18 protein-coding genes are annotated in these 17,951 nt (G+C 66.5%); 10 read left to right on the plus strand and 8 right to left on the minus strand.

The genetic code is table 11. From position 1 onward, the window contains the following. The first annotated feature begins 22 nt into the window (after positions 1-22). The 3 genes from CFB24_RS08195 to CFB24_RS08205 are packed head-to-tail and all read left to right on the plus strand — an operon-like array spanning position 23 to position 2,366. Positions 23-898 carry a MotA/TolQ/ExbB proton channel family protein gene (locus CFB24_RS08195; protein ID WP_088520066.1) on the plus strand — a complete coding sequence of 292 codons (876 nt, stop codon included), beginning with the start codon at positions 23-25 and terminating at the stop codon, positions 896-898. Then, positions 898-1,893, plus strand: coding sequence for a peptidoglycan -binding protein (locus CFB24_RS08200; protein ID WP_088520067.1), 996 nt, complete (start codon positions 898-900; stop codon positions 1,891-1,893). The genes CFB24_RS08195 and CFB24_RS08200 overlap by 1 nt, the downstream gene beginning before the upstream one ends. Next, positions 1,890-2,366 carry a GNAT family N-acetyltransferase gene (locus CFB24_RS08205; protein ID WP_088520068.1) on the plus strand — a complete coding sequence of 159 codons (477 nt, stop codon included), beginning with the start codon at positions 1,890-1,892 and terminating at the stop codon, positions 2,364-2,366. The genes CFB24_RS08200 and CFB24_RS08205 overlap by 4 nt, the downstream gene beginning before the upstream one ends. Here CFB24_RS08205 and CFB24_RS08210 read toward each other — a convergent pair. Next, complete coding sequence (locus CFB24_RS08210) at positions 2,332-4,146, minus strand: ABC transporter transmembrane domain-containing protein (protein WP_088520069.1); 1,815 nt, start codon at positions 4,144-4,146, stop codon at positions 2,332-2,334. The genes CFB24_RS08205 and CFB24_RS08210 overlap by 35 nt on opposite strands. 187 nt (positions 4,147-4,333) lie before the next feature. On the opposite strand from CFB24_RS08210, the gene rpmE reads away from it, so the two are divergent. Beyond that, positions 4,334-4,564 (plus strand): 50S ribosomal protein L31, encoded by a 231-nt coding sequence (gene rpmE, locus CFB24_RS08215; protein WP_088520070.1) that lies wholly within the window; start codon positions 4,334-4,336, stop codon positions 4,562-4,564. Between the two features lie 158 nt (positions 4,565-4,722). Here the strand turns inward: rpmE and CFB24_RS08220 are convergent, their stop codons facing one another. Further along, on the minus strand, positions 4,723-5,253 hold the full coding sequence (locus CFB24_RS08220) for a retropepsin-like aspartic protease family protein (protein WP_088520071.1): 531 nt from the start codon (positions 5,251-5,253) through the stop codon (positions 4,723-4,725). A 216-nt stretch (positions 5,254-5,469) separates the two neighbouring features. Between CFB24_RS08220 and CFB24_RS08225 the strand changes: the two genes are divergently transcribed. From CFB24_RS08225 to CFB24_RS08235, 3 genes are read left to right on the plus strand one after another with little or no spacing between them, the layout of a single operon-like run. Next, the gene (locus tag CFB24_RS08225; RefSeq protein WP_088520072.1) at positions 5,470-6,021 is read left to right on the plus strand and encodes a TadE/TadG family type IV pilus assembly protein; all 552 of its coding nucleotides are present in this window, start codon (positions 5,470-5,472) and stop codon (positions 6,019-6,021) included. Continuing rightward, positions 6,021-6,557: a TadE/TadG family type IV pilus assembly protein gene (locus CFB24_RS08230; protein WP_088520073.1), complete on the plus strand. Its 537-nt coding sequence runs from the start codon at positions 6,021-6,023 to the stop codon at positions 6,555-6,557. The genes CFB24_RS08225 and CFB24_RS08230 overlap by 1 nt, the downstream gene beginning before the upstream one ends. Before the next feature lie 20 nt (positions 6,558-6,577). Beyond that, entirely contained in the window at positions 6,578-8,023 is a 1,446-nt protein-coding gene (locus CFB24_RS08235) for a TadE/TadG family type IV pilus assembly protein (protein ID WP_088520074.1), read from the plus strand. Positions 8,024-8,036: 13 nt separating this feature from the next. Here the strand turns inward: CFB24_RS08235 and hrpB are convergent, their stop codons facing one another. Next, the gene (gene hrpB / locus CFB24_RS08240) at positions 8,037-10,544 is read right to left on the minus strand and encodes an ATP-dependent helicase HrpB (protein WP_088520075.1); all 2,508 of its coding nucleotides are present in this window, start codon (positions 10,542-10,544) and stop codon (positions 8,037-8,039) included. Between the two features lie 136 nt (positions 10,545-10,680). Here hrpB and CFB24_RS08245 point away from each other — a divergent pair, with 136 nt between their 5' ends. Continuing rightward, on the plus strand, positions 10,681-12,606 hold the full coding sequence (locus CFB24_RS08245; protein WP_088520076.1) for a potassium transporter Kup: 1,926 nt from the start codon (positions 10,681-10,683) through the stop codon (positions 12,604-12,606). A gap of 84 nt (positions 12,607-12,690) precedes the next feature. Here CFB24_RS08245 and CFB24_RS08250 read toward each other — a convergent pair whose 3' ends face one another. The 3 genes from CFB24_RS08250 to CFB24_RS08260 form a co-directional block, all read right to left on the minus strand. After that, positions 12,691-12,957 carry a BQ00720 family protein gene (locus tag CFB24_RS08250; RefSeq protein WP_176440420.1) on the minus strand — a complete coding sequence of 89 codons (267 nt, stop codon included), beginning with the start codon at positions 12,955-12,957 and terminating at the stop codon, positions 12,691-12,693. A 63-nt stretch (positions 12,958-13,020) separates the two neighbouring features. Next, the gene (locus CFB24_RS08255) at positions 13,021-13,440 is read right to left on the minus strand and encodes an Hsp20 family protein (protein WP_088520077.1); all 420 of its coding nucleotides are present in this window, start codon (positions 13,438-13,440) and stop codon (positions 13,021-13,023) included. Between the two features lie 163 nt (positions 13,441-13,603). Beyond that, complete coding sequence (locus CFB24_RS08260) at positions 13,604-14,599, minus strand: 2-hydroxyacid dehydrogenase (protein ID WP_088520078.1); 996 nt, start codon at positions 14,597-14,599, stop codon at positions 13,604-13,606. 175 nt (positions 14,600-14,774) lie between these two features. On the opposite strand from CFB24_RS08260, the gene CFB24_RS08265 reads away from it, so the two are divergent. Continuing rightward, entirely contained in the window at positions 14,775-15,290 is a 516-nt protein-coding gene (locus tag CFB24_RS08265; RefSeq protein WP_088520144.1) for an SH3 domain-containing protein, read from the plus strand. Between the two features lie 21 nt (positions 15,291-15,311). Here the strand turns inward: CFB24_RS08265 and CFB24_RS08270 are convergent, their stop codons facing one another. Further along, on the minus strand, positions 15,312-16,766 hold the full coding sequence (locus tag CFB24_RS08270) for a methyl-accepting chemotaxis protein (RefSeq protein WP_158255305.1): 1,455 nt from the start codon (positions 16,764-16,766) through the stop codon (positions 15,312-15,314). 182 nt (positions 16,767-16,948) lie between these two features. On the opposite strand from CFB24_RS08270, the gene cybH reads away from it, so the two are divergent. Next, positions 16,949-17,686 carry a Ni/Fe-hydrogenase, b-type cytochrome subunit gene (cybH, locus tag CFB24_RS08275; protein WP_244593289.1) on the plus strand — a complete coding sequence of 246 codons (738 nt, stop codon included), beginning with the start codon at positions 16,949-16,951 and terminating at the stop codon, positions 17,684-17,686. 49 nt (positions 17,687-17,735) lie between these two features. Here cybH and CFB24_RS08280 read toward each other — a convergent pair. Beyond that, positions 17,736-17,951: DNA translocase FtsK (locus CFB24_RS08280; RefSeq protein WP_141098389.1), on the minus strand; the 216-nt coding region annotated here is incomplete at its 5' end.

The raw sequence follows: 17,951 nt of genomic DNA on the forward strand, positions 1-17,951 counted from the left end.
GCCATTGACAGGAGAGCCGCCGATGACGTCAAGCGACCCGTACCGCCTGACACCGCCCACAATGTTTCTGGTGCGGATAGGTGTGTTCCTGACCCTGATCGGCTTCATCGGTTTCATCCTCAACAAGCAGATCAAGGTCGCCTTTTTCGCCAATCCCGGCCTCAACGGCCTCATCCTCGGCGTCGAACTGTTCGGCATCGTCCTGGCGATCTCCCAGGTGGCGCGGCTCTACCGCGAAATCGCCTGGGTCGCCGGCGAAAGCGCGCGCGACCCGATCCTGCTCGCCCCGATGGCGCGCATCCTGTCCGCGCGAGGCGACGCGCCGCTGACGCAGTCGCTGCTGCGGCATGTGCTGGACTCGCTGGCCACGCGCCTCGACGAATCCCGCGAGACTTCGCGCTATCTCACGGGCCTGATGGTGTTTCTCGGCCTGCTCGGCACGTTCTGGGGCCTGCTCGAAACGGTCGGCTCGATCGGCGCCGTGATCAGCTCGCTGCAGGGCGGCTCGGAAATGGCCTCGCTGTTCAACGATCTGAAAACCGGGCTGGCGCGGCCGCTGTCGGGCATGAGCCTCGCCTTCACCAGCTCGCTGTTCGGCCTCGCCGGCTCGCTGGTGCTCGGCTTCCTCGATTTGCAGGCGGGACAGGCGCAGAGCCGGTTTTACACCGAGCTTGAAGACCGGCTGTCGGCCGAGGTGGACATCGAACCTTTCGCGCCGGCCGCGGCCAGTCATGATTCCATCCAGCATCTCGCCGCCGGCGTGCATTCGATGGTGCAGCACATGCGTCAGGAGCAGCAATTGATCCGCGACTGGGTCGAGGCGCAGGCCGAGCGGCAGGAATTGCTGCAGGCCTCGATCGACAGCCTGTTCGTCGCGCGGGAGAGGGAGCCGCGCTGATGGCGCTTTCGCGCGCGCGCCGGCGCGAATCCATGAATTATTGGCCCGGCTTCGTCGACGCGCTGTCGACCCTGCTGCTGGTCTTCACCTTCCTGCTGTCCGTCTTCGTGGTGGCGCAATATATCCTGTCGCGCGACGTCGGCGGCAAGGACAAGACCCTCTCCAAGCTCAACCGCCAGCTCGAAGAACTGACGGATCTGCTGACCCTGGAAAAAAGCAGCAAGACGGAGGCGCAGCGCAAGGTCGCCAGCCTGACCGCAACGCTGGAGGCGACCAAGCGCGACCGCGACGCGCTGGTGGCCAGCGCCGCCGCCGGCGGCGCCAATGCGGCCGAAGCGATCGACGCGCAAAAGCAGCTGTCCGCCAAGGCGCAATCGACCGTCGATCTGCTCAACCAGCAGATCGCCGCCCTGCGCAGCCAGCTCGCGGCGGTGCAGGAGGCGCTGTCGACGCAGGAGGCCAAGGACAAGGACAATCAGGCGCGCATCGCCGACCTGGGCTCGCGGCTGAACGTCGCGCTGGCGCAGAAGGTGCAGGAACTGGCGCGCTACCGCTCCGACTTCTTCGGCCGCCTGCGCGAAATCCTCGCCGACCGCCAGGATATGCAGGTGGTCGGCGACCGCTTCGTGCTGCCGACCGAAGTGCTGTTCGACCGGGGGCGCGCCACGCTCTCGCTGGAGGGCCGGGGAGAAATCGACAAGATCGCCACAGCGCTGGTCGAGGTGCAGAGGGAGATTCCGCCGGAAATCCCCTGGGTGCTGCGCGTGGACGGCCATACCGACAAGAAGCCGATCCGCTCGGCGCCCTACAAGTCCAACTGGGACCTGTCGGCGGCGCGCAGCATCGCCGTGGTCGAATATCTGATCGGCAAGGGCATCGACTCCCGCCACATCCTCGCCGGCGCCTTCGGCGACCAGCAGCCGCTCGACGAGGGCGACAGCGAGGAGGCCCTGCGCAAGAACCGCCGCATCGAGTTGAAGATCACCGAGCGGTGAACGCGCTACGGCCCTATCGGGCCTCCGATTGGCCCGAGGTTTTGGCGTTGTGGATCGAAGCCTGGACGCGCGCCCGCGCGGACATTGATTTTTCCGCGCGCGCGCCGTGGCTGGCGGAGTTGTTCGCCAAATCGCTCGCGGAGGGCGCGCGGATCGTCGTCGCCGAGGACGAAAGCGGTCTGGCCGGCTTCGTCCTGTTCGACCCCGCCCGCAAATGGTTGGAGCAGATCGCGGTTCATCCGCGCGCGCAAGGCGCGGGCGCGGCGCGCGAACTGATCGGCCACGCCAAAGCGGCCTGCCCCGCGGGACTGGCGCTGTCGGTCAACGCCGACAATTGTCGCGCCCTGGCGTTTTACGCCCGCGAGGGGTTTGCCAAAGAAGCCGAGGGCGTCAATCCGCTGTCGGGATTGCCGACGCTGCGCCTGCGCTGGACGCCCGTCACGCCGTCGCCAGCGCCTCAGCCCCCGCGTTGAACTGCAGCCGCGCCAGCCGCGCGTAAAGCCCGTCGCGGGCGACGAGATCGGCGTGGCGGCCCTGCTCGACGATTTGGCCGCCGTCCATCACCAGAATGCGGTCGGCGGCCAGCACGGTGGCGAGGCGGTGGGCGATCACCAGCGTGGTGCGGTTCTGCATGACGTGATCAAGCGCCTCCTGCACCAGCATTTCGTTTTCGGCGTCGAGCGCGGACGTGGCCTCGTCCAGCAGCAGAATCGGCGCGTCCTTCAGAATCGCGCGGGCGATGGCGAGGCGCTGGCGCTGGCCGCCGGACAGCGTGACGCCGCGCTCGCCCAGCCGCGTCTCCAGCCCTTCCGGCAAGGCGCGCAAAAATTCGAGCGCCGCCGCCTGTTCGGCCGCCGCCTCGATCTGCGCCCGCGTGGCGTTGGGCGCGCCATAGGCGATGTTGTCGGCGGCGCTGGCGGCGAAAATCACCGGCTCCTGCGGCACCAGCGCCATGCGGCGGCGCCAGTCGGCCGGATCGGCCTCGCGCGCGTCGACGCCGTCGATGCGGACGGCGCCGGAAACGGGATCGTAAAACCGCATCAGCAGTTGCAGCAACGTGGATTTTCCTGCGCCCGACGGCCCGACGATGGCCACCTTTTCGCCCGGCGCGATGACGAAACTCAAATGGGAGAACACGGCGCGGTCGGGCCGTCCGGGATAGGCGAAGCTCAAATCCTCGAACACGATCTCGCCGCGCGGCGGCTTTGGCAGGGCGCGCGGATGAGCGGGGGCGGTGACGCGCGGCTGCGTGGCCAAAATCTCGGCGATGCGGCCGGCGGCGCCGGCGGCGGCGGAAATCTCGCCCCAGACTTCCGTGAGCTGGCCCAGCGAGCTGGCGCCAAATAGGGCGTAAAGCAGGAATTGCGACAATTCGCCCGCGCTCATGCGGCCCGCCAGCACGTCATGCGCGCCGAGCCAGAGCACGCCGACCACGCTGGCGGTGGCGAGGAAAATGCCGCAGCCCGTGAGCAGGGCGCGGGCGCCGGTGGCGTCGCGGGCCGCGGAATACGCCCCCTCGGCGGCGGCGGCGAAACGGGCGCGGGTGGCCGCTTCGGCGCCGAACGCCTGCATGATGCGGATGGCCGAGAGATTTTCGGTGGCGAGGGCGTTGGCCTCGGCGAGGGTGTCCTGCGCCGCGCGCGAACGCGCCCGCACCGCCCGTCCCGAAAACACCAGCGGCAGGATCACCGCGGGAATGCCGAACAGCACCAGCCCCGACAGTTTCGGGCTGGTGTAAACCATCAGCCCGACCGCGCCGACCAGCAGGAAGGCGTTGCGCAGGGCGATGGAGGCGGTGGCGCCGAAGGTGGACTTGATCTGCGTGGTGTCGGCCGACAGCCGCGAGGCCAGTTCGCCCGAGAGCGCCGTGTCGTAGAAAGCGGGGTCGAGCCGGGTGAGATGGGCGAAGACTGCGGCGCGAAGATCGGCGACGACGCGTTCGCCGAGCGTCATCACGAGGTAATACCGCGTGGCCGAGGCGACGGCCAGCACCGAAACCACGCCGATCAGGGCGATGAAATAGGAATTGATCGCGCCGGCGTGATCGACGGCGAATCCCTTGTCGATCATGCCGCGCACCGCCAACGGCACCACCAAAGTGGCGGCCGAGGCGATGGCCAGGGCGACCAGGGCCGCGCCGGCGCGGCCCGCGCGGCGTTTCGCATAGGGCAGGATGGGCTTGAGATTTCTCAGGGAGTCGCGGGACGCGCTGTTATTGGGAGCGTCGGTCATGATTTTGGGGGCGTCGGTCATGACGCCTATATAGGCCGCCGCCCGTCAAAAGACAGGTCGACGAAGGCGTGGCGCTAGAACGGCGCTTTCCGCTTGCTCGCCACGCGGTTCTGGTATAGGGAACGGCCTCTCAAATCTTCCGCGTGGAAACGCGCGACCAGGTTCCAAGGCGGCGATCCGTCACGGGACGAAGCCGCAGGGTCTTATTATGAAGTCCGACATTCATCCCGATTACCACACCATCAAGGTCATCATGACCAATGGGACCGAATTCCTCACCCGTTCGACCTACGGTAAGGAAGGCGACACCCTGAACCTCGACATCGACCCGTCGACTCATCCGGCCTGGACCGGCGGCTCGCAGCAGCTGCTCGACCGCGGCGGCCGTCTGTCGCGCTTCAACTCGCGCTTTGGCGGCCTGTCCTTCGGCAAGAAATAAGCCGGACACACGCCCCAAAACAACAAGGCGGCCGATCGGCCGCCTTTTTTTTATGCCCGCCGCTGCGGTCGGGATCGAGGCCGGTTTCGCCGGCCTGACGCTCGCCAGGGCGAGCGGCGGCGAGATCGACCGCGCGTCGCCGCGCCGAAACGGCGCGCTCATTGCCTCATGACAAACCGGCCGTCGGCGACCTGGAAGTTTGACAGCTTTTTCAGGAAGCTCATGCCGAGCAAGGTGAGGGGCGTCCTGCCCGGTTCGGCCACGGCGGCCTCGACGTCGTAAACGACAATGTCGCCGATGCGCACGGCGCGCAAGCGGACCGGCGCGAAGCGCGCCACGCCGTTGGCGGTCTGGCTGCGGCCGGTATAGGCCGAGGCCGGCGGGTCGATGTTGAGCAGGCGCGCGTCCTCCGCCTTGAGGAAGACGTGGCTCGCCCCGGTGTCCACGAGCGCTTCGATGCGGGCGCCGTCGATCTCCACCTGGGCGTGATATTGCGACAGAGCATCGGGCGCCAATTCCACCTGCCCCCATTTCGAGCGGGTCGGCGCGGCGGCCGGCGTCACGGCCGGGGCCGGCGCCGGGGCGGCGCCCGACGGCGCGCGCGCGAAAAAGCGATCCTTGAGCGCGCTGACGGTCAGCAGCGAAACGACCAGCAGCGCCATCGCCATTTTCATCACGTCGCCCAGCATAACGATCCGTCCTATTCATGTTTACGCGCGCTATTTTGGCGCCGATAGGTCAAGCAGGCGTAAACGCCGCAAGTCTAACCGTGGCGCTCAGGGCGCTTTCATCATGAGCGTCTAAATATTGGCAAAGGATCATAACTAGCTGTCAATGACACGTTTTTTTAGGATGATGCGGTAAAGCTTGCATCCCCGCCAACCAAACGAAAAAACGAGCGGAAAATGTTGTGTGATAGGATGCGCGGAACGCGGCGCCTGTGGGCTGAAGCCCGGCGGCTGATGGTCGCCAGCGAGGGGTCGACCGCGGTCGAATTCGCCTTGATCGCCTTGCCGTTCTTTGTCGTTCTGCTCGCCATTTTCCAGGTTGCGATCATCTTTCTCGCCCAGCACGAACTGGAGACCGCGGTCGAAAAGACCGCGCGCGGCCTGCTGACGGGCCAGACGCAGCAGGCGAATATGACCCAGCAGCAATTCACCAATTCCGTCTGCGTCAATCTGCCGGCCTTGTTCACCTGTTCCAATCTGATGGTGGACCTGCAGACGGCCGGCGCCTTTTCATCGGCCGACACGTCGGCGCCGACGCTCACTTACGAAGGCGGCAAGGTCGCCAATGCCTGGAAGTTCGACACCGGCGCGTCCGGCAGCATCATGGTGTTGCGGGTGATGTATCAGTTTCCCGTTCTGCCCGGCCTGATGGCCCTCAACCTCTCCAACCTCGCCAATGGCTCGCGCCTGTTGATGGCGAGCGCGGTCTTCCAGGCGGAGTCCTATTGATGCGGCCGGTTTCCCTTCATGGATTCTGGCGCGCGCGCGGCGGACTCGCGGCGGTCGAATTCGCCTTGGTGCTGCCGATCGCCATGGCCATGCTGTTCGGAGAATTCGTGCTGGGCGAAGCCCTCAGCATCAATCGCAAGATCTCGATCGCGTCGCGCACGGTGGCCGACCTGGTCGCGCGCAGGTCGGCGCTGACGGGCGACGACCTGACGGCCATCATGAACGCCACCACCCAGATCGTCGCGCCCTATTCGAATGGGCCGATGACCCTGGTGGTGGCCGAAGTGACCACCGACGCCTCGGGCAAGACCATAGTGACCTGGAACAAGGCGCTCAACGCCGCCGCGCTCGTCAACGGCAGCGCCTTCACCCTGCCGCCGGGCATGGCGCAAGCCAGCACGTCGCTGATCTACGCCAGGGTGACCTACGCCTACAAGCCGCCCGTCGGGCAGAACACGTTCGGAATCATCCCGATTTCCAATACGTTCTACATGCCGCCGCGCGCCGCCTCGACCATCGCCTGCATCGGATGCTGACCCCAGTTGGAACCAAAGCCATGGACCATCCTCGATTCTTCAAGCTCAAGGCGCTGCTCGCCGACCGAAACGGCAATGTCGCCATTATCTTCGCCCTGGCCTCCATTCCCCTCTTCATCGCGCTGGCGGCTTCGGTCGATTACGCCCGCGCGGCCAAAGCCCGCGGCGAATTGGCGGCCATCGCCGACGCCGCCGTGCTGACCGGCACAACGCCGACGATGATGGCCCAGTCGACCACATCCGCCAAAGCCGCCATCGCCAACATGTTCGCGGCCCAGGCGCAGCAAATCGGCGGCCTGACCTATGCCGCCAAGAACCTGACCGTGGATGTCACGGACACGAAGCAGACCAACTTCACGCAGCGGACGGTCAATCTGACCTACAAGGCCCAGGTCGCCAACGCCTTCGGCGCCTTTCTGGCGCAGGCGCAGACCGGCTTCACGGTGACCGCTTCGGCCGCCACCACCAACGCGCCCAACATCGACTTCTACATGCTGGTGGACAATTCGCCGTCGATGGAGCTGCCGGCGACCACCCAGGGCGTGAGCGACATGATCGCCAAGACCGGCTGCGCCTTCGCCTGCCACGAAACCAATATGGCCGATAACGAATCCAAGGGCTATCCCGGCTACGGCACGATCGACAGCTACACTTTCGCGGAGAACGCGGGCATCGCCCTGCGCATCGACAATGTGCGGACGGCGGTCAATCAGGTCGCCTCGACGGCGCAGAGCACGATGACCCACAATGGCGCGACCTATCGGATGGCGGTGTACGGCTTCAATCACGACTTCAAGAAGATCCAGAAGCTGATCACCACCACCACGGCGCACCAGAACAACATCCAGAACAGCGTCGCCAATCTCACGCCGCCGCTGATGGCCAGCAACAACTATATCGACGGCAACCAGACCTATGTCTATCCGACGGGCGCATCGACCTACGCCACCGTCAATCTCGACAGCTCGCCTCTGTACAACAACGACGCCATGACGGATTTCGGCTATGCGATGACCAAGATCAACGCCGAAATGCCTACGCCCGGCGCGGGAACCAGTCAGACCGACGACACGCCGCAGGGCGTGCTGATGATCGTGACCGACGGGGTGGTGGACGCCGCCGTTTATTCGTCGTCGGCGTGCAGCACCTCGTCCTATGTTCAGATTTCGAACAAATACGGCGCGTTCACACGCTGCATGGCGCCGGTCGACACGTCGTTCTGCGCCACGGTCAAGAATCGCGGCATTCGCATCGCCGTGCTCAACACCACCTATCAACCGGTTGAGTCCGATTCCTGGTATCGCGACAAGATCAAGCCGTTCATCTCGCAGGTCGCATCCAACCTGCAGGCGTGCGCCTCCTCGGCGGCGCTGTACCACGAGGTCACCACCGACGACGACATTTCGGCCGCCTTGTCGGATCTGTTCCAAAGGGCCGTGTCCACCGCGCCGCGCCTGACCAATTAAACGGGCGCGGGCGTCACGTCCCGCGCGGCTTGGCGCGGGTCGTCGGCGCGGCGGCGGCGGGATCGTCCGGCCAGAGATGGCGGGGATAGCGGCCCTTCATCTCGGCCTTCACCGCGCTCCAGGAGCCGCGCCAGAACCCCGGCAGGTCGCGGGTGATCTGGATCGGCCGGTGCGCCGGCGACAGCAGATGCAGCGTGAGGGGAACGCGGCCGCCGGCGAGTTTGGGATGGTCGGCGAGGCCATAAAGCTCCTGCACGCGCACCGCCAGAACCGGCCCCTCCGCGCTGGAATAGTCCAAAGCGACATTCGAGCCGGCCGGCGTGAGGAAATGCGTCGGGGCCTCCGCCTCCAGCCGCCGCGACAAATCCCAGGGAATCAGCGCCGCAAGCGCGGCGTCGAGTTTGTCCGGGCCGATGTCGTCGAGCCGGCCGCAGCCCTCGATGAACGGGGCCAGCCAATCCTCCGGCGCCTGGGACAGACCGGCTTCGCTCAGGTCGGGCCAGGGATTGGGCTCGTCGGGCGCGGCCGAGCGGGCGAAGGCCTCGCGCACAAAACCGACGCGCTCGCGCAATTGCGCCTGCCCCTTGCTCCAGTTCAGCCGGTCGATTCCACGTTCGGCGGCGCCGCGCGCCAATAGCGCCGCCTCCTCGGGCGAACCGGCGAGCGCGGCGGTTTTCTCCGCCAGCATCAAGGCGCGGTAACGCCGGGTCTCGCGGCGGCGCAAGGCGCCGCTGGCGGGATCGAACCGGGTTTCCACCCCGGCCTCGATCTCGGCGGCGAACAGCGATTCGAATTCCGCTTCGTCCAATGCGGCGGCGGCGAGGATGCGGCTGGCGCCGGCGCGGCCCGCGACTTCGGCCACCGCCAGATATTTTTCGCGCGCCAGGGCCAGATGCGGCTCCAGACTGGCGGCGCGGCCGTTGGCCATCAGGAAATCGCCGGTTTTTCCGCGCGCCCGCGCGACGCGGTCGGGAAAGGCCAGCGCGATCAGGGCGCCGGGCGAAAGATCGCGCGGTTCGCCCGATTCGCCCAGCGCCCGCGCCGCCGCGCGCAGCCCGTGCTTCCAGCCATGCGCCAGCCGCCGCGCGTCGTTCGCGCGAGGGCTGGACTCGCGCGCCCAGCGGTCGAGCCGTTCCGCGAGGTCGACGGCGTCGCCGCCCAGGCCGCGCTCGGTCAGCAGAACCGCCAGTTCGCAAGCCGGCGCGCCCATGCCGAAACTCTCGGCCCGCAACGCCATCCGGGCGAGGCGCGGCGGCAGCGGCAAGGTCCGCATCGCCTTGCCGCCCGCGGTGACGCCGCCTTCCGCGTCCAGCGCGCCCAGCTCCTGCAACAGCGCGCGGGCCTCGGCGCTGGCGGCGGGCGGCGGCGGATCGAGCCAGCGTAGCGAAGCGGGATCGCGCGCGCCCCAGGCGGCGAGGTCGAGCAGCAGTCCCGCGAGATCGGCGGCCAGGATTTCCGGCTGCGCATAGGCGGGCAGCGCCCCCGTCGCCGCCTCCTCCCACAGCCGGTAGCAGATTCCGGGCTGGGTGCGGCCGGCGCGGCCCCGGCGCTGGTCGGCGGCGGCGCGCGAGGCGCGGACGGTTTCAAGCCGGGTCAAGCCAAGGTCGGGTTCAAATTTGGGCGCGCGCAAAAAACCGCAATCCACCACCACGCGCACGCCCTCGATGGTGATCGAGGTTTCCGCGATGGACGTGGCCAGAACCACTTTGCGCCGCCCCGACGCGGCAGGACGAATGGCCCGGTCCTGCGCGCCCCGGTCCATGGCGCCGTAGAGCGGGCACAGATCGACCGAGGGATCGCGCAATTTCTCTTTTAGCAGCGCCTCCGTGCGTAAAATTTCGCCCTGCCCCGGCAGGAAGGCCAGAACGGAGCCGTCCTGCTCGGCCAAGGCGCGCAGCACGGCGCGGGCGACGGCCGCTTCGATCCGCTCGCGCGGGTCGCGGCCGAGATAAAGCGTTTCGACCGGAAAGGCGCGGCCCTGCGATTCGACCACGGGCGCGTCGTCGAGCAGCGCAGCGACGCGCGCGCCGTCGAGCGTCGCCGACATCACCAGCAGGCGCAGGTCCGGCCGCAGCGCGTCCTGAGCGTCAAGGGCCAGCGCCAAGCCGAGATCGGCGTCAACGGAGCGTTCGTGAAATTCGTCGAACAGCACCGCCGCGACGCCCTCCAGCGCGGGATCGTCGAGAATCATCCGCGCGAACACGCCCTCGGTGACCACCTCGATGCGGGTGCGCGGGCCGGCGAGCGTTTGCAGGCGCACCCGCAGGCCCACGGTCTCGCCGAGCTTCTCGCCCAGGCTTTCGGCCATGCGTTCGGCGGCGGCGCGGGCGGCGAGACGGCGCGGCTCCAGAATGATGATTTTGCCATCTTCTCGCCATGATTCTTGCAAAAGCGCCAGCGGAACCCGCGTGGTCTTGCCCGCGCCGGGCGAGGCGACCAGAACGGCGCGGTTGCGCGCGGCGAGAACATCTCGCAAACGCGGCAAGACATGATCGATCGGCAGGGGGAACGCGGCGGCCATGACGCGCCTCATGCCAGCAATCGGCGACATTCTCAACCTTTTGGCGTATAATCGCCAGGCCCCTTCTCTCGCGTTGCGGAAAGGTTTATAGACCGCCGCGGTCGGCCGACGATTCAGGCCAAGCCAGGATGCGTTCATGTCGCAAGACGCCGTACAGCCTTCCGCACCGCCTACCCAGACCAACACGCAATCGCCCGCAGCGCCCGAGCACCAGGAAGGGTTCTGGAAGCTGATGCTGGGATCGATGGGGGTGGTCTATGGCGACATCGGCACCAGCCCGCTCTATGCGCTGAAAACCGCCCTGTCGCACATGAAAGCCGACGGCGTGGTGGAATCGGAGGTGATCGGCATCGTCTCGCTGCTGATCTGGGCGCTGTTCACCGTGGTGTCGCTGAAATACGTGGCGTTTCTGATGCGGGCCGACAACAAGGGCGAAGGCGGCACGCTGTCGCTGATGGCGCTGGCGCGCAAGTCGCTCGGCCATGGGTCGAAAATCATCTTCCTGCTCGGCGTCACCGGCGCCGCCCTGTTCGCGGGCGACGCGGTGATCACGCCGGCCATTTCCGTGCTTTCGGCCGTCGAGGGCCTCAACACGGCCTCGCCGGCGTTCCAGCCCTACGTTCTGCCGATCGCAGTGATCATCCTGGTGTCGCTGTTCGTGGTGCAAAGCGGCGGCACCGCGCGGGTGGCGTCGTTCTTCGGGCCGGTGATGGTGGTGTTCTTCGGCCTGCTCGCCCTGCTCGGCCTGTCGCATATTTCCGACGCCCCGCGCATCCTCACCGCCTTCGATCCCCGGCTCGGCCTGAGCTTCCTGTTCGGCCACGGCTCGGCCGGCTTTGTCACGCTCGGCCTCGTCTTCCTCGCCGTGACCGGCGCGGAGGCGCTCTATGGCGACATGGGCCATTTCGGCCGCAAGCCGATCCAGGTGGCCTGGCTGTGCTTCGTGCTGCCGTCGCTGATCTGCAACTATCTCGGCCAGGGCGCGCTGGTGTTGAAGGACCCGGAGGCTGTCAAGGATCCCTTCTACCTGATGGCGCCGGACTGGGCGCTGATTCCCTTCGTCGTGCTCGCCACGGTGGCGACGGTGATCGCGTCGCAGGCGGTGATCACCGGCGCGTTCTCGCTGTCGCGTCAGGCGATTCAGCTCGGCCTGCTGCCGCGCCTGGAAATCCAGCACACTTCCGCTAGCACGGAGGGGCAGATCTATGTCCCCCGCGTCAACCGGACCCTGCTGATCGGCGTGTTGCTGCTGGTGTTCCTGTTCCGCACCTCGGACAATCTGGCCAACGCCTATGGCATCGCCGTGACCGGAACCATGGTGGTCGACGCCAGCCTGGCGTTTTTCGTGGTGTGGAAACTGTGGCGCTGGCCGCTCTGGCTCGCCATTCCCGTGATCGGCTATTTCCTGACCATCGACGTGTCGTTCCTGATGGCCAATCTGATCAAGATTTTCGAAGGCGCCTGGGTGCCGCTGACCATGGGCGCGCTGGCCATGGTGGTGATGTGGACCTGGGTGCGCGGCACCGATCTCCTGCACAAGAAGACGCAGCGCGATTCGATTCCGACCGCCGACCTCATCCGCATGCTGGAAAAGTCCAAGCCGCACCGGGTGGCGGGCACGGCGGTGTTCCTCACCGGCGATCCGCAGGTCGCGCCCTCGGCGCTGATGCACAACCTCAAGCACAACAAGGTGGTGCATGAGCGGGTGGTGATCATGAACATCGTCACCGAGCCCACGCCGCGCGTCGCCGAGGCCAACCGTTTCGAGATCGAGAAACTGTCCGAGGATTTCCTGCGGGTCACCCTGCATTTCGGCTATATGGAAAGCCCGCGCGTGCCCGCGGCCATGGCGCTGATGCGCAAGGCCGGCTACAAGTTCGACATCATGACGACATCGTTCTTCCTCGGCAAACGGACGCTCAAGCCTTCGCCGGCGTCGGGCATGCCGCAATGGCAGGACAAGCTGTTCGTCACCCTGTCGAAACAATCGGCCAACGCCACCGACTTCTTCTCGATCCCATCGGATCGCGTGGTCGAACTGGGCGCGCAGGTCACCATTTGACGCCCGCTCGGGCAGCCCGAGCGGCCTTGTAAGTCAGCCATCCGCCCCGCCCGTCCAGGGACGGGCGACGGCGATTTGAGCGGGTCAGTGGACGCTGACGGTCGCCAGCTTGTTCTCCCAGGCGTTGGCCAGGACGGCGTCGCGGCTGTCGGCCAGCAGGATCGGCGCGCCGCTGGCGCCCAACAGGGCGTAGAGCTGCTGACCCGGCTTCAGGCCGCGAATTTGCGGGAACAGGGCCTGCGCTTCCTCCGACTTGATCGGGCGCACATAGGCGATAGCGCCCTCGCCCAACTGGGCGAGCTGGTCAGCGGTGAACCGTTCGGCTTCGCCTTCAACATATCGCATGGTCATGATCTTCACCCTTTCAGCGCTCTCCCGGGAGACGCGCGCAACGCGGACTGAAGTTCAGCTCCGCTATGTGATCTCAATTGTCTTAACGATTCGCTCTGGTTCCGGACGAACCAGATCGACCGACAAGAGTCCGTCGGCGAGGTCGGCACCCAGCACCTGCATGCCGTCGGCCAGCAGGAAACTGCGCTGGAATTGCCGCGCCGCAATGCCGCGATGCAGGAACTGCCGCTCCCGATCATCCTGCTGTCGGCCGCGAATCACCAATTGCCCCTCCTCCAGCGTGATGGACAATTGCTCGCGGCTGAAGCCGGCGACGGCGAGCGTGATGCGCAGGCGGTCTGGCGCGCTCTCGTCGCCGAGAATGCGCTCGATATTATAGGGCGGGTAGCCGTCGGACGCGGTTCGCGTCACGCGCTCAAGGGCTTTCTCGATCTCGTCGAAGCCAAGCAGGAATGGCGAGTTCATCAAGGTCGGACGCGACATTGCGAAGCCCTTTCAGGCGCCTCGTTGACGTTGAGGGCCCGAAGCGCCCCCGGCTGATCGCCGCAGAGGCGATATGGCGTCCGCCCGGCGAAGTTTCAAGCCCCTGCGCAGCTTGCGCCGGCGCCCCGCGCACCTTGCGCCAAAGCCCCGGGCGGCAGCCCGGTCACAGCATGGACGGCAGCACGCGGTCGGGCGGACGATGCCCATCCGCGAAGGTCCGGATGTTGATGATCACCTTCTCGCCCATGTCGACGCGGCCCTCGATGGTGCAGGAGCCCATGTGCGGCAGCAGCGTCACCTTGCCTTCCCTGGCGAGCTTCATCAGCTTCGCCGAGACGGCCGGCTCGTGCGAGAACACGTCGAGACCGGCGCCGGCCAGCTCCCCGGCTTCCAGCATCCGCACCAGCGCGTTCTCGTCGACGATGTCGCCGCGCGAGGTGTTGACGATCACCGAATTGGGATGGAGATGCTTCAGGCGGCGCGGCGACAGCAGATGAAACGTGGCCGGCGTGTGCGGGCAGTTGATCGAGACGATGTCGACCCGCGACAGCATCACGTCGAGCGAATCGTAATAGGTCGCGCCTAGCTCCTGCTCGATCGCCTCGGAGACGCGGCGGCGGTTGTGATAGGCGATGGACAGGCCGAACGCCTTGGCGCGGCGGGCCAAGGCCTGGCCGATGCGGCCCATGCCGATGATTCCCAGCTTCTTGCCGGTGATGCGATGGCCGAGCATCCAGGTCGGCGACCAGCCGTCCCAATGCCCGTCCGACAGCGCGGCGGCGCCTTCGACCAGCCGGCGGGACACCGCGATGATCAGGCCCATGGCCATGTCGGCGGTGTCGTCGGTGAGGACGCCGGGCGTGTTGGTGACGGTGATGCCTCTCCGCAAGGCGGAGGTGACGTCGATATGATCGACGCCATTGCCGAAATTGGCGATCAACTTGAGGTTGTCGCCGGCCTTGGCGATCAGATGGGCGTCGATGCGGTCGGTGATGGTGGGCACCAGCACATCGGCCGTCGTCATGGCCTCGTTGAGTTCGGCGGGCGTCATGGGGCGGTCCGTCTCGTTGAAGCGCGCGTCGAACAATTCGCGCATCCGCTCTTCCACCGCCTCGGGCAATTTGCGGGTCACGATGACGAGCGGTTTCTTATTGCCCATATCCTTGCCACCCCCTGCCGGTCGCCCGCTCCGCAAGCTTGGCTAAACCGATCGTTAACTCTGGCGGAGCGACAACAGATCGACTGGCGTCAAACCCCACCCGTCCTTGTTTCCTAGCAGATGCCTTGACAAAGGCAAGGCAGTGGGTCGCCGCCTCAAGCCGAGACAGACCGCCATGCCGCCCCACGCCCGAATTTTCGCCGTCGTTCTCTTATGCGCTTTATCCGTCCCGGCGCAGGCCCAACAGGCGAAGGGTTCGGTCACGGGCCTGCCGCTGCCGCGCTATGTCAGCCTGAAATCGAGCGCCGTCAACCTGCGCGAAGGTCCGTCCAAGGACCACGCCACCAAATGGATCTACCAGCGCGCCGGCCTGCCGGTCGAAATCATCGCGGAATTCGCGACCTGGCGCCGCATCCGCGATTCCGAGGGCGCCGACGGCTGGGTGCTGCACTCGCTGCTGTCGGGCAAACGCACGGCGCTGGTGCAGCCCTGGAAGAAGGACGCGCCGCCCCTGCCCCTGCGCGCCAAGCCGGACAAGACCGCCGCGCTCACCGCCAGGCTCGCGCCCGGCGTGGTCGCCAATGTCAAGAAATGCGACGAGGGCTGGTGCCGGCTGGTGGGGCCGGGGTTCGACGGCTTTATGCGGCAGGACGATTTATGGGGGGTTTACCCCGGCGAAAAAGTGGAGTGAGCGCGCCGAAGCCGACGCGCGTCAGGCGGCGATATCGGCCATGAAGCGGTCGACCTCGGCGCGCAGCTTCTGCGCCTGGGCGTCGAGCTGTTCGGATTCGCTGCGCACGATCTCGGCGGCCTTGCGCGCGTCCTGCGCCGACCCCTCGACGCCGCCGACCGAGCGCGCCACTTCGCCGGTCGCCTCCGCCGCGCCGCGCGCGCCGCGCGAAATTTCCTCGGTGGCGCGGTTCTGCTCCTCCATCGCCTCGGCGATGGCGGCGGCATGTTCGTCCACCACGTTCATCGCGCTGGAGATCGCCTGGATGATGTCCACGGTCTCGGTCGTGGCGTTGCGGATGTTGGCGATATGCTCGGCCACCTCCTCGGTGGCGCGCTGGGTCTGTTCGGCCAACCCCTTCACCTCCGAGGCCACCACCGCAAATCCCTTGCCGGCCTCGCCCGCGCGCGCCGATTCGATGGTGGCGTTGAGCGCCAGCAGGTTGGTTTTCTGGGCGATCGACTGAATCAGCGACACCACGGCGCCGATCTGCTCCGCCGCCTCGCTGAGTTCGGCGACCTGACGCGCGGAGGCGTTGGCGCGTTCGGCGGCCTCCCGCACCGCCAGCGAGGTTTCCTCGATCTGGCGCGACATGCGGTTCAGCGCCTCGGCGATATGGTCGGAGGCGGCGGCGACGGAGCGCACCTCATGGTCGCTGGAGGAAGACGCCTGCGAGGCGCTGGCCGCGAGCGACAAGGTGGTCTGTGCGATCTCCGCCAGCGATTGCGCCGAGCCGGACATGGCCTGCGCGCCCTTGAGCACGGCCAGGATCACGCCTTCCACCCGCGCCTTGAAGGCGTCGGCCACTTCGGTCATGCGCCGCTTGCGCTCCTCCTCGTTGGCCTTGGCCATGAGTTCGCGCTCGCCCGCGAGCTTTTCGGTCTCCCGCTTGGCGGAAAAGGCTTCGGTGAGGGCTTCGTCCACGCGTTCGGCGGCGTTATGCAGATTGTTGAGAATCCAGCCCACGCCCTCCACCGCCAGCGCGGCGACGACGATGCGGGCGGCGAGGCGCGTCAGGCTGGGATCGCCCGCCATCACCCAGGACGGCTGCACGATATAGGCGAAAATGTGCCAGGCGACGATCAGGCCGGCGCCCGCCGCGGACACGCGCCGGTCGCACCAACCGGACAGCAGCGCGATAATGGCGATGAAGATCATCGACGCGTCGGCCTGGGTCGGCTGGTGCTGCAGCGCGGCGGTGAGGGCGGCGCCGATCGCCACCAGCGCGAAGGCGCTCGCTATGCGCGACGCCGGCGCCAGCGGGCGCGACGCCAGAAAAGCCGTGGCGATGAGCGCCCCCGCCAGCGCCAGCGCGACCGGCCAGGTGAAAATGCCCGGCCCCACCGTGGCCGAAAGGACCGCGACCGGCGCGACGCCGACCCAGATCATCAGCATGATGAACGGGGCGAAGCGTTTACGAAGAATGTCGAGATCCATCAGCGCCCTCTTTAGATTAACACCCCCCATGTTGTTGCGCAGGAAACTTGTGTTTGGCTTGTCAAATAGAATTAAAATTTATCGGCTGTTCCGGCTATTAGTCGTAGGCGCGCGCCGCGTAAGCTTCACAAAACGCTCCGGGACGACGCTGGCCAACAGCGAAGCGCCCACAGGAGCTTTTTGTGACAGACATCAGGGAAGACGATCTCGCCGCCCAGCGCGCGCTTCTGTTCAGCGAAGGCGTGCGCGAAAGCCAGGAAATGCAGACGGCGGTTCTCGTCTATGAAGTGCCGATCCGGCTGTGGCACTGGATGAATTTCTTCGCCATTCTCGCGCTGTTCGTCACCGGCTATCTCATCGCGTTTCCGACGCCCTCGCTCGGCGGCGAGGCCAGCGCCCATTTCCTGTTCGGCAACATCCGGCTGATCCATTTCAGCGCCGGTCAGGTGTTCGCCTGGGGGTTTCTCGCCCGCGCGATCTTCGCCTTCATCGGCAATCACACCTCGCGCGAAATCTATTATGTGCCGGTCTGGCGGGCGGAATGGCGCAAGGGCTTCATCGCCATGCTGCGCTGGTACTGTTTCATGGAAAAGCGCGCGCCGCGCTTCATCGGCCACAATCCCATCGCGCAGATGATGATGTTCGGCGCCTTCGTGCTGCCGTCGCTGGTGGTGATCAGCACCGGCGTCGCGCTCTATGTCGAGGCGCTGGGCCAGGACCACGCGCTGCGCGTGATCACCGATTCCGTGTTCAGAATCACCGGCGGCTCGCTGCAGACCCATGTCTGGCACCATCTGGCCATGTGGATCATGGTGGTCTTCGCGATCCTGCACATCTACGCCGCCGTGCGCGAGGAGATCATGAGCCGCCAGTCGATGATCTCGACCATGATCTCCGGCTGGCGCATGTTCAAGGATTGACCGGCCGCCGCCTCCCACCCGTTGGGTTGAGGCGGCGGGCGCGAGCCGATCAGTCGGCCAGATCGAACGCGCCGCGATCGCCGCCGCCGCCGACGAGGATCTGGCGTTTTCCGGCGTGGTTGGCGGGGCCGACGACGCCTTCCTTCTCCATGCGCTCGACCAGCGAGGCGGCCTTGTTGTAGCCGACTTGCAGCCGGCGCTGCACATAGGAGGTCGAGCACTTCTTGTCGCGCAACACCACCGCGACCGCGCGGTCGTAGAGGTC

Source organism: Rhodoblastus acidophilus (assembly GCF_900187365.1).
Taxonomy (GTDB): domain Bacteria; phylum Pseudomonadota; class Alphaproteobacteria; order Rhizobiales; family Beijerinckiaceae; genus Rhodoblastus; species Rhodoblastus acidophilus.

What these genes read in the sequence shown, in the direction of transcription:
- hrpB (WP_088520075.1), bottom strand. Translation starts at nt 10,544, where the DNA reads ATGGCCGCCGCGTTCCCCCTGCCGATCGATCATGTCTTGCCGCGTTTG.
- CFB24_RS08235 (WP_088520074.1), top strand. Translation starts at nt 6,578, where the DNA reads ATGGACCATCCTCGATTCTTCAAGCTCAAGGCGCTGCTCGCCGACCGA.
- CFB24_RS08220 (WP_088520071.1), bottom strand. Translation starts at nt 5,253, where the DNA reads ATGCTGGGCGACGTGATGAAAATGGCGATGGCGCTGCTGGTCGTTTCG.
- CFB24_RS08230 (WP_088520073.1), top strand. Translation starts at nt 6,021, where the DNA reads ATGCGGCCGGTTTCCCTTCATGGATTCTGGCGCGCGCGCGGCGGACTC.
- CFB24_RS08200 (WP_088520067.1), top strand. Translation starts at nt 898, where the DNA reads ATGGCGCTTTCGCGCGCGCGCCGGCGCGAATCCATGAATTATTGGCCC.
- rpmE (WP_088520070.1), top strand. Translation starts at nt 4,334, where the DNA reads ATGAAGTCCGACATTCATCCCGATTACCACACCATCAAGGTCATCATG.
- CFB24_RS08265 (WP_088520144.1), top strand. Translation starts at nt 14,775, where the DNA reads ATGCCGCCCCACGCCCGAATTTTCGCCGTCGTTCTCTTATGCGCTTTA.
- CFB24_RS08245 (WP_088520076.1), top strand. Translation starts at nt 10,681, where the DNA reads ATGTCGCAAGACGCCGTACAGCCTTCCGCACCGCCTACCCAGACCAAC.
- CFB24_RS08250 (WP_176440420.1), bottom strand. Translation starts at nt 12,957, where the DNA reads ATGACCATGCGATATGTTGAAGGCGAAGCCGAACGGTTCACCGCTGAC.
- CFB24_RS08255 (WP_088520077.1), bottom strand. Translation starts at nt 13,440, where the DNA reads ATGTCGCGTCCGACCTTGATGAACTCGCCATTCCTGCTTGGCTTCGAC.
- CFB24_RS08210 (WP_088520069.1), bottom strand. Translation starts at nt 4,146, where the DNA reads ATGACCGACGCCCCCAAAATCATGACCGACGCTCCCAATAACAGCGCG.
- CFB24_RS08270 (WP_158255305.1), bottom strand. Translation starts at nt 16,766, where the DNA reads ATGGATCTCGACATTCTTCGTAAACGCTTCGCCCCGTTCATCATGCTG.
- CFB24_RS08225 (WP_088520072.1), top strand. Translation starts at nt 5,470, where the DNA reads ATGTTGTGTGATAGGATGCGCGGAACGCGGCGCCTGTGGGCTGAAGCC.
- CFB24_RS08260 (WP_088520078.1), bottom strand. Translation starts at nt 14,599, where the DNA reads ATGGGCAATAAGAAACCGCTCGTCATCGTGACCCGCAAATTGCCCGAG.
- CFB24_RS08195 (WP_088520066.1), top strand. Translation starts at nt 23, where the DNA reads ATGACGTCAAGCGACCCGTACCGCCTGACACCGCCCACAATGTTTCTG.